Origin of the sequence: Mycobacterium sp. (assembly GCF_035314905.1) — a bacterium.
In the GTDB taxonomy this organism is placed as follows: domain Bacteria; phylum Actinomycetota; class Actinomycetes; order Mycobacteriales; family Mycobacteriaceae; genus Mycobacterium.
This window is the reverse complement of the sequence record NZ_DATFYW010000154.1, coordinates 1-9475: the sequence shown is the minus strand read 5'-3', so window position 1 is coordinate 9475 and position 9475 is coordinate 1. Positions and strand designations below refer to the sequence as shown.

Annotated in this window: 9 protein-coding genes; all 9 read left to right on the top strand. The window is 67.8% G+C overall.

Going from position 1 to position 9475, the window contains the following annotated elements; all coding sequences use genetic code 11:
* The first annotated feature begins 23 nt into the window (after positions 1-23).
* The 9 genes from VKG81_RS13205 (at position 24) to VKG81_RS13165 (ending at position 9473) form a co-directional block, all read left to right on the top strand.
* The gene (locus VKG81_RS13205; protein WP_324396584.1) at positions 24-899 is read left to right on the top strand and encodes a universal stress protein; all 876 of its coding nucleotides are present in this window, start codon (positions 24-26) and stop codon (positions 897-899) included.
* Positions 900-1049: 150 nt separating this feature from the next.
* Complete coding sequence (acsA, locus tag VKG81_RS13200) at positions 1050-2885, top strand: acetate--CoA ligase (protein WP_324396582.1); 1836 nt, start codon at positions 1050-1052, stop codon at positions 2883-2885.
* Positions 2882-3859 carry a pyruvate dehydrogenase (acetyl-transferring) E1 component subunit alpha gene (gene pdhA / locus VKG81_RS13195; protein ID WP_324396580.1) on the top strand — a complete coding sequence of 326 codons (978 nt, stop codon included), beginning with the start codon at positions 2882-2884 and terminating at the stop codon, positions 3857-3859. The genes acsA and pdhA overlap by 4 nt, the downstream gene beginning before the upstream one ends.
* On the top strand, positions 3856-4827 hold the full coding sequence (locus tag VKG81_RS13190) for an alpha-ketoacid dehydrogenase subunit beta (protein WP_324396578.1): 972 nt from the start codon (positions 3856-3858) through the stop codon (positions 4825-4827). Before pdhA ends, VKG81_RS13190 begins: the two co-directional genes overlap by 4 nt.
* A 2-nt stretch (positions 4828-4829) precedes the next feature.
* Positions 4830-6011: a dihydrolipoamide acetyltransferase family protein gene (locus tag VKG81_RS13185; protein WP_324396576.1), complete on the top strand. Its 1182-nt coding sequence runs from the start codon at positions 4830-4832 to the stop codon at positions 6009-6011.
* A 5-nt stretch (positions 6012-6016) separates the two neighbouring features.
* Positions 6017-6268, top strand: a complete 252-nt coding sequence (locus tag VKG81_RS13180) for an acyl carrier protein (RefSeq protein ID WP_324396574.1) — start codon at positions 6017-6019, stop codon at positions 6266-6268.
* A 140-nt stretch (positions 6269-6408) separates the two neighbouring features.
* Positions 6409-7764: a phosphoribosyltransferase gene (locus VKG81_RS13175; RefSeq protein WP_324396572.1), complete on the top strand. Its 1356-nt coding sequence runs from the start codon at positions 6409-6411 to the stop codon at positions 7762-7764.
* 110 nt (positions 7765-7874) lie between these two features.
* The gene (locus VKG81_RS13170; RefSeq protein WP_324396570.1) at positions 7875-8444 is read left to right on the top strand and encodes a hypothetical protein; all 570 of its coding nucleotides are present in this window, start codon (positions 7875-7877) and stop codon (positions 8442-8444) included.
* Positions 8445-8513: 69 nt separating this feature from the next.
* A complete protein-coding gene (locus VKG81_RS13165; RefSeq protein WP_324396568.1) occupies positions 8514-9473 on the top strand; it encodes a ketopantoate reductase family protein in 960 nt (319 codons plus the stop codon).
* Positions 9474-9475 lie beyond the last annotated feature (2 nt).

Below are 9475 nucleotides of genomic sequence, written 5' to 3'. Positions count from 1 at the left end.
CCGATCAGCCGCGGCACAACGGGATCGTCGTGGGAGTCGACGGATCGGCCTGCTCGAAAGTCGCCGTCAAGTGGGCCGCACGCGAGGCCGCGATGCGCAACGCAGCGCTCACCGTTGTTCACGTGGCGTATCCCGGCGTTGGCGCGTGGTCGGGATGGGGAATTCCCGCGGCACCGCTGCCGGAGAACTTCGCCAGGCTTCAGGAAGACGAAGCCCGCAAGGTCATCGATGACGCCATCGACATCGTCGGTGCCGCCACCGAGGGCGATGATCGCCTTCGGGTCAACAGCGAAATCTTGTGGTCGTCGGTTGTGCCGGCCCTGGTGGATCTGACGAAAGAGGCGCAGATGATCGTGGTCGGGTGCCGCGGCCGGGGTGCGCTGTCGAGTGCGCTGCTCGGGTCGGTAAGCACGGCTCTGGCCCATCATGCGCACTGCCCCGTCGCGGTGATGCACGACGAGGCGCCGCAGCGTGAGGGATTCAGGGACGCACCCGTGCTCGTCGGCATCGACGGCTCGCCGGCGTCGGAGTTGGCGACGACGATAGCGTTCGACGAAGCGTCATGGCGGGGCGTCGATCTGATCGCCTTGCACACCTGGAGCGATGCCGACTGGCGGCACTTTCCGGGGGTCGAGTGGTCCGAAATCAAGGCCGCGGCCGAGGAGACGTTGGCGGAGCGCCTGGCCGGGTGGCGGGAGCGCTACCCGGACGTCACCGTGCGCCGGACAGTGGTGTTCGATCACCCGGCCCGTCATTTGCTCGAGCAGTCGAAGTCGGCACAGTTGGTGGTGGTCGGCAGCCACGGCCGCGGAGGATTCGGCGGCGCGCTGCTCGGATCGGTGAGCACCGCGGTCGTGCATGCCGCGCAGGTGCCGGTCATCGTCGCCCGTCAGCGTTGACCCCTCGCTGACTTCCGCGGCAAGTACCCGCAGGCCCGAAGTGCCCCAGCGAGCCGGGGACGACTGTTCAGGCACAAAGGACCTTTGTCCCTATTGGGGGGGCTTCGGGTGCGGAAAGCATGGGGCTGTCACCGGATCGAAGGGACCGCGATGAAATCCGCCGACGCTGCCAACGGATCGGCTGCGACCGTCAACCTCATCCGTAAAAACCGTTCCGATCTGCGCGTTGAGCCGAATTTGGCGCACTACGACGAGACCTGCGCCAGCTTTGCCTGGTCGGATGTGCCGGAGCTGTGCAAGGGCATGGGCCCCGGCGTGTGCAACATCGCCTACGCGGCGATCGACCGGCACGCCGACGGTCCGCACGCATCGCAGACGGCGCTGCGGTTCATCGCCGACGGGTGGGACGGCGCGCTGTCGTCGCACGATCTCAGCTATGCAGAACTGAGGCGGCTGGCGCGGCGGTTCACCGGCGTGCTGCGTTTGCTGGGCATCACCAAGGGCGACCGGGTGTTCACGCTTATGGGCCGGTGCCCGGAGCTCTACATCAGCATCTTCGGTGCGCTACGCAACGGCAGCGTCGTCTGCCCGCTGTTTTCGGCGTTCGGGCCCGAACCAATCGCCACCCGCGTCACCCTCGGCGAGGCCGACGTGCTGGTCACGACCGCGGCGATCTACGAGCGCAAGATCGCCAAGATCCGGGATCGGCTGACATCGGTGCGCCACATCGTCGTCATCGACGACGATGTGGCCCGCGACGATGCGCGGGGAACGCTGAACTTCTGGCAGCAGATCAGCGCCGCCGGCGACGACGCGCCGGTCGAGCCGACAACCGCCGACGACCCGGCACTGCTTCACTTCACCAGCGGCACGACCGGAACACCGAAGGGCGCCATGCACGTGCACGGCGCGGTGGCGATGCACTACATCACGGGCTTGTACGCCCTGGACTTGCATCCCGACGACATCTTCTGGTGCACCGCCGATCCCGGCTGGGTGACGGGCATGTCCTACGGGGTGATCACGCCGCTGCTGCATGGGGTGACCTCGATCGTCGACGAAGCTGAGTTCGATGCCGAACGCTGGTACCGGATCCTGCAGAACGAAGGTGTGACCGTCTGGTACACCGCACCGACCGCGATCCGGATGCTGATCAAGGCCGGCACTGAGCTTCCGGCGCGTTACCGGTTCGGCCGGCTGCGGTTCATCGCCAGTGTCGGCGAGCCCCTCAACGCCGAAGCGGTGTGGTGGGGAAAGCAGGTGCTGGGGCTGCCCATCCACGACAACTGGTGGCAGACCGAAACCGGAGGGATCATGATCGCCAACACCCCGGCCTTCGACATCAAGCCCGGCTCGATGGGCCGGCCCCTGCCCGGGGTGCAGGCACATGTGGTGCGCCGCAACGACGACGGCACGGTATCGGTCCTCACCGCGCCCGACGCGCAGGGCGAGCTGGCCCTGGAAACGGGTTGGCCATCGATGTTCCGGGGATACCTGCACCAGCCCGACCGCTACCGCGGCTGCTTCTACGACGCCCTCTATCTGACCGGGGACCTGGTCAAACGTGACGCCGACGGCTACTTCTGGTTCGTCGGCCGTGGCGACGACGTCATCAAATCCTCCGGCCATCTGATCGGGCCGTTCGAGGTGGAAAGCGCGCTCACCGATCATCCGGCGGTCGCCGAGGCGGCGGTCATCGGCAAGCCCGATCCGACCGTCGGCGAGGTGGTGAAGGCGTTCGTGTCGCTCAAGGACGGCGTCGTCGGCGACGACACACTGCGCCGTGAGCTGATGGGCCACGCCCGAAAGCGGCTCGGGGCAGCGGTGGCGCCCAAAGAGATCGAGTTCGTCGATGCACTCCCGCACACCCGCAGCGGCAAGATCATGCGCCGCCTGCTCAAAGCGCGTGAACTCGGCCTGCCCGAGGGGGACACCTCGACGATCGAGACACCGCCGGACCCGGCCACAGCGGGGGTGTCACCATGACCGACCCGGACCTGGCGCGTGAGCTGCTGTCGGACATGGTGCGGGTGCGCCGGATGGAAGAGCGCTGCGCCGAATTGTACGGGGAAACCAAAATCCGCGGCTTCCTGCATCTCTACGTCGGCGAAGAAGCCGTCGCCGCGGGGTCGCTGCGCGCGCTGACCGCCGACGACGCCGTGGTCGCAACCTACCGCGAACACGCCCACGCGCTGCTGCGCGGTGTCCCGATGACCGCCATCATGGCCGAGATGTTCGGCAAGGAACAAGGATGCTCACGGGGCAGGGGCGGGTCGATGCACCTCTTCGACGCGGGCATGCGCTTCTACGGCGGCAACGCCATCGTGGCCGGGGGTCTGCCCCTTGCGGTGGGATTGGCGCTGGCCGACGCGATGCTGCACAGAAACAGGGTGACCGCCTGCTATTTCGGCGATGGCGCGGTTGCCGAGGGCGCTTTTCACGAGTCGTTGAACATGGCCGCACTGTGGCGTCTACCGGTGCTGTTCTGTTGCGAGAACAACCTGTATGCGATGGGCACCGCGTTGCACCGTGCCCAATCCCAGACCGACCTCGCCGCGAAAGCGGCCGCCTACAACGTGCCCACCGCCACGGTGGACGGGATGGACGTCATCGCATGCCGCGATGCGGCCCAACGGGGTGCCGACCACATCCGCAACGCCGGTGGGCCGTTCTTCATCGAATTCCACACCTACCGCTTCCGGGCACACTCGATGTTCGACCCGGAACTCTACCGAGACAAGGCCGAAGTGAAGCAGTGGCGCAAACGCGACCCCATCGAGCTCTTCACGGCGCAGTGCCTCAAGGATGGCGTGCTCACCGACGAGGACCTGGCATCGATCGAGCAGGCCGCCGCCCGCGAGGTCGAGGAGGCGGTCGCGTTCGCCGAGGCGGGAACATGGGAAAGCGTCGAGGATCTCGAACGCGACGTCCTCACGCCGAGCGCGGCGGCGGTTCGATGAAGACGACATACCGCAGCGCGGTTCACGACGCGATGCGCGACGCGCTGCGTGACGACTCGCGGGTCGTGCTGATGGGTGAGGACGTGGGCCGCTACGGCGGCACCTACGCCGCCTCCAAGGGGCTTCTCGAGGAGTTCGGCCCGGAACGGGTCCGCGACACACCGTTGTCGGAGCTCGGTTTCGTCGGGATCGGGATCGGCGCCGCGCTCGGCGGGCTGCGCCCGATCGTCGAGGTCATGACCGTCAACTTCAGCTTGCTGGCCCTCGACCAGATCGTCAATACCGCTGCCGCGCTGCGACACATGTCCGGCGGTCAGTTCTCCGTCCCGCTGGTCGTGCGGATGGCCACCGGCGCCGGACGACAGCTCGCCGCGCAGCACTCGCACAGCCTGGAAGGGTGGTATGCCCATATCCCCGGGATCAAGGTGGTAGCGCCGGCCACCGTCGCCGACGCCTACGGGATGCTCGGCGCGGCGCTGGCCGATCCCGACCCGGTCCTGATCTTCGAGCATGTGCAGCTGTACAACAACTCGGCCGACGTCGATGCACTACGGCCCACCGACATCTCCCGAGCGGCGGTCCGCCGTGACGGATCCGACCTCACGATCGTCACCTACGGGGGTTCGCTGCCGAAGGCCCTGGACGCGGCCGATCGGCTGGCGCTCAACGAAATCAGCTGCGAGGTGATCGATTTGCGTGTGCTTCGGCCCCTGGACACCGACACCGTCCTCGAGTCGGTGCGCAAGACCCACCGGGCGGTGGTGGTCGACGAAGCGTGGCGCACCGGCAGCCTGGCAGCCGAGATCAGCGCATGCATCGCCGAGGAGGGCTTCTACGAGCTCGACGCGCCGATCGCCCGGGTGTGCAGCGCCGAAGTCCCGATACCGTATGCCAAACATCTCGAAGAGGCCGCACTGCCTCAAGTGGACAAGATCGTCACCGCCGCGAAAACCGTTCTCGGGCGGTAGCGATGATCGAGTTCAAGATGCCGTCGCTCGGCTCCGACATGGACGAGGGCACCCTCAACGAATGGCTGGTCAAGCCGGGGGACACCGTCAGCCGCGGCCAGGTGGTCGCCGTGGTGGAAACCACCAAGGCGGCCGTCGAGGTCGAATGCTGGCATGAGGGAACCGTGCACGAGCTCCTCGTCCCCATCGGCCAAACCATCCAGGTCGGAACCGTGATGGCCATGCTGCTGGCACCCGGGGAAACCCCCGGATCCCCGCCCACGCCCGCCGCCGCAGTGGCGCCTTCCCCGGCGCCCCAGCCGGTGCCGGCCGTCGCGGCTCCGGCAGACAACGTCGAGCGTCGCGCGGCCCGGCCGCGTCATCGCCCGTTCGTGTCGCCCGCCGCACGCCGCCTCGCCGACAAACTCGGCGTCGACATCGGCGAGGTAACCGGCACCGGCCCGCAGGGTGCCGTCACGATCGCCGACGTCGAAAAGGCCTCGGCGTCAACGGCAAAGCCCACTGTCGCCGACCGCGCCGCCCAGATGCGCCGCTCGATCGCCGCGGCGATGAGCCGGTCGAAGCGCGAGATTCCGCACTACTACCTCGCTCACGAGATTCCGTTGGAAAAGGCGCAGTCCTGGCTGACGGAGCGCAACGCGCAGCGGTCGATCACCGAGCGGCTACTGCCCGCGGTCCTCCAGCTGAAGGCCGTCGCGCTCGCCGCCGCCCGGTTCGCCGAATTCAACGGATTCTGGCGCGATGACGGCTTCGTGCCGGCCGAGGGCGTGCACGTCGGCGTGGCGATCTCGCTGCGCGGCGGCGGGCTGGTCGCGCCGGCGATCCACGACGTGGCCAACAAGAAGCTCGACCAGCTGATGAACGACCTCACCGATCTCGTCGCCCGAGCCCGCGCCGGCAGCCTGCGCAGTTCGGAGATGTCCGATCCGTCGATCACCGTCACCAACCTGGGCGACCAAGGCGTCGACTCGGTGTTCGGGGTGATTTATCCCCCGCAGGTGGCATTGGTCGGGTTCGGCAAACCTGCCGAACGCGTCCGCGTCGTCGACGGCGGAATCCGGGTCATGACCACCGTGCAGGCGACCCTGTCCGCGGATCACCGGGCCAGCGACGGCCACCGCGGCGCCCTGTTCCTCGCCACGGTCGATGAGCTGCTTCAACAGCCCGACATCCTGGAGAAGTGACGCTGATGACCGAAAACAATGTCCGCGGGGCGGTCCTGTCCGTGCTGACCACCATCGCGCCGGAAGTCGAGCCCGACGACATCCGCGATGACGCCCTGCTCCGCGACCAGGTCGACCTCGACTCGATGGACTGGTTGAACTTTCTGCTCGGCATACACAAACGGCTCGGCGTAGACATCCCCGAAACCGACTATGCGTCCCTGCGCACGCTGGCCGACGTGGTGCGCTATGTGCAGGAGCACGGCGCCATCCGGTGACATCGGCGCGCCGCGAGCGCCCAAGGGCGTGACGGTCGTCCGGCTCATTGAGGACAAAAGGCTCACGTTCCGGCGACTTGCGGACCTGCCGCCCGTCGGGGTAGGCGGCGAGTCTGAAGGGGTCTGCGAGGAGGTCAGCGATGCGGTATTGGGATCGTCGTGATGCCGGGCGGCAATTGGGCATGCGTTTGGAGACACTGCGTGGTGCGCAGATCGTCGTGCTGGGTCTGCCGCGCGGCGGTGTCCCGGTCGCGTTCGAGGTGGCCAGGACGTTGGAGGCACCGCTGGATGTGATCGTGGTGCGCAAGCTGGGTGTGCCGTATCAACCCGAGTTGGCGTTCGGCGCCATCGGCGAAGACGGTGTTCGGGTGCTCAACGACGACGTCGTGGCCGACGCGCACCTGACCGCGGCGGAGATGTCGCGCGTGGAGACCCGCGAACGCGCCGAGTTGCAACGGCGCGTGCAGCGGTTCCGCGACGGTCACCCACGAATCCCATTGCAGGGGCGTACCGCGGTGATCGTCGATGACGGGATCGCCACCGGCGCCACCGCCCGCGCGGCCTGCCGGGTCGCCCGCGCGCACGGAGCGGCGCGGGTGGTGCTGGCCGTGCCGGTGGCAGCCCAGGAGACGCTGCCCGCACTGGCCGGATTTGCCGATGAGGTGATCTGCCTGCAGACCCCGCAGTTTCTGTGGGCGGTAGGCGCCTGGTATGGCAATTTCGGGCAGACCTCCGATGACGAAGTGGCCCGCCTGCTGCGCGGCGCCACCGAAGAGGTGCCCGACCCGCAGCCCCCACCGGCCGGGGACCCGCCACTGCGCGACGAAGAGGTGCGCGTGGTCGCCGGGCGGACCGAACTCGCCGGGCACCTGACCATTCCGGAGAACCCGATCGGGATGGTGGTGTTCGCCCACGGTAGCGGCAGCAGCCGCCACAGCCCCCGCAACCGCTACGTGGCCAGCGTGCTGCACCGCGCCGGGCTGGGCACGTTGCTGTTCGACCTGCTCACCCTGCAGGAGGAAATGGACCGCGCCCGTGTCTTTGACATCGACTTGCTGGCACATCGGCTGGTCGAGGTCACCGGCTGGCTCGCCCGGCAAGACGATGCCGCCGGTTTGCGGATCGGCTACTTCGGGGCCAGCACCGGCGCCGGCGCCGCGCTGCGCGCCGCCGCCGACCCCCGAGTGGACATCTCTGCGGTCGTGTCACGCGGGGGCCGGCCCGACCTGGCCGGCGCCGCCCTTGCCGCGGTGCGCGCGCCGACGCTGCTGATAGTCGGCGGCGGCGACCACCACGTGCTGAAACTGAATCGGCTCGCGCGATCGGTGATGACATGCCAGACCGCTCTGGCGGTCGTGCCCGGCGCAACCCACGTGTTCAGCGAACCAGGAGCGTTGGAGAAGGTGGCCGAACTCGCCCGTGACTGGTTCGTCCCCAGGCTGTCACCCACGACGTCGGTAAACCGCCGCGCGGCGATCGTCCAGGATGCGCGATGACCCTCCGTCGCACCATCGCCCCGTCGTCCGGCCCCGGAGCCAGTGCAGGCGGCGGGACAGCGTCGCAGACCGCCGATGAACCCGTGGCGGAAGGTGGCGGAAGGTTGAGGATGCCTGCCTCCAAGCCGGCCCCCCGGCGCGTCTCGCTGCCCGAAGTCGTCGTCGCCGAGCTCCGATCGGCAATGCGGTTTTGGTATCTGCTGCTCACCGGCCGGCTGCACCAGCCCCGCCGGCATGTGGGTGGTCGGCTGACCTTCGGCGATGGAGCCCGCGCCGATGTGTTCCGCGAAACCGTCGCCGGGCAGCGTCGAACCGGCGCGCCGGCGCTGTTGGTGATCGAATTCCGCCTGCGGGCCATCCATGGCCGCACGCATCGACTTTTCGAGCGCGAAAGCATCTTGAACACGACGCTTTTCGCGGGATTCCCGGGCTTTGTCTCCAAACTGTGGCTGACAGCGGACCAAAACGAGGTCTACCGGGGAATCTATGAGTGGGACGGGGCCGCGGCCGCGGAATCGTACGCCGAGGTCATGTGCCGGATTCTGCGGATGGTATCGCGACGCGGCTCGGTCGCCTACCACGTCATCTCCGGAGAATCGCGCGCACGGTTTCTGGCCGAAACCGAGAATTTGGTGGGCGCCGTGCCGACAACCTTCGACGCGTGGTGGCGGGTGTCGTGATCGGCGGCGAACGCGAAACAGACCGGCTCACAACCACTCCATGACGCCTAGCGCACGTGAGTGGTGCCCATGAAGGTCCTTGTCGTCGGTGCGGGAGTCATCGGCAGCTTCAACGCCGCCCGTTTGGTCTGCGGCGGTGTCGACGCGACGCTGCTGGCCCGTGGTCGGCGGCTAGCCGCGCTACGAGAACACGGTGTTGTTCTGCAGGAGTGGAGAACCGGCCGGCGCAGCCTGACACATGTACCTGTCGTCGAGCGGATCAAACCCGGGCACGATTACCGCCTGGCCGTCGTTATCGTTCGCCGCAACCAGGTCCCCTCAGTGCTGCCCCTGCTCGCCGCTGCGCCATCCATCCCGTCAGTTCTGTTTCTGGGCAACAATTTAGCGGGATCGTCGGACATGGTGGCGGCCCTAGGCAGTGAGCGGGTATTGACGGGGATGGTCAACGCGGGCGGTCAGCGGGACGGTGCCGTGGTGCGTTACATCTGGAACGCGCGGATCCCGCTGCTGTTCGGCGAGAGCAACGGCGTAATCGTGCCACGGACGCGTGCTATCGCCGAAATGTTCTGTAACGCAGGCTTGCCGGCGCGGGTCGTAGCCGATCCCGAGGCGTATCAAAAGACCCATGGTGCCGGGCTGCCGGCGTTTGCCGGTGCGCTCTACAGCGCCGGCGGCGACATCCGATCGCTTGGCCGCAGGCGCGATCTGCTGGACCTGTTCATCACCGGCCACCGCGACGGGCTGCGCGCCCTACAAGCCGACGGGACGCCTATTCGACCCCGGATGACACGGGCATTGGCATGGGCGCCCGGGCGGCTGCTATGCGCCGGCCTGCGGCGATTCTTCGACACCGACTTGGCGGTCGTGGGCGGTCAGGCACATGCGCTGGCCGCTGTCGACGAAATGTGCGAACTCGCCGATGAGTTGCGGATCATCTTGCAGCGCAACGGCGTGCAGTCCCCGGCCAACGACCGAGCGTATGAAGCCATCGCGGCGTGGGCTCAACGCGCGATCCCCCGCCCAAGCTAGAC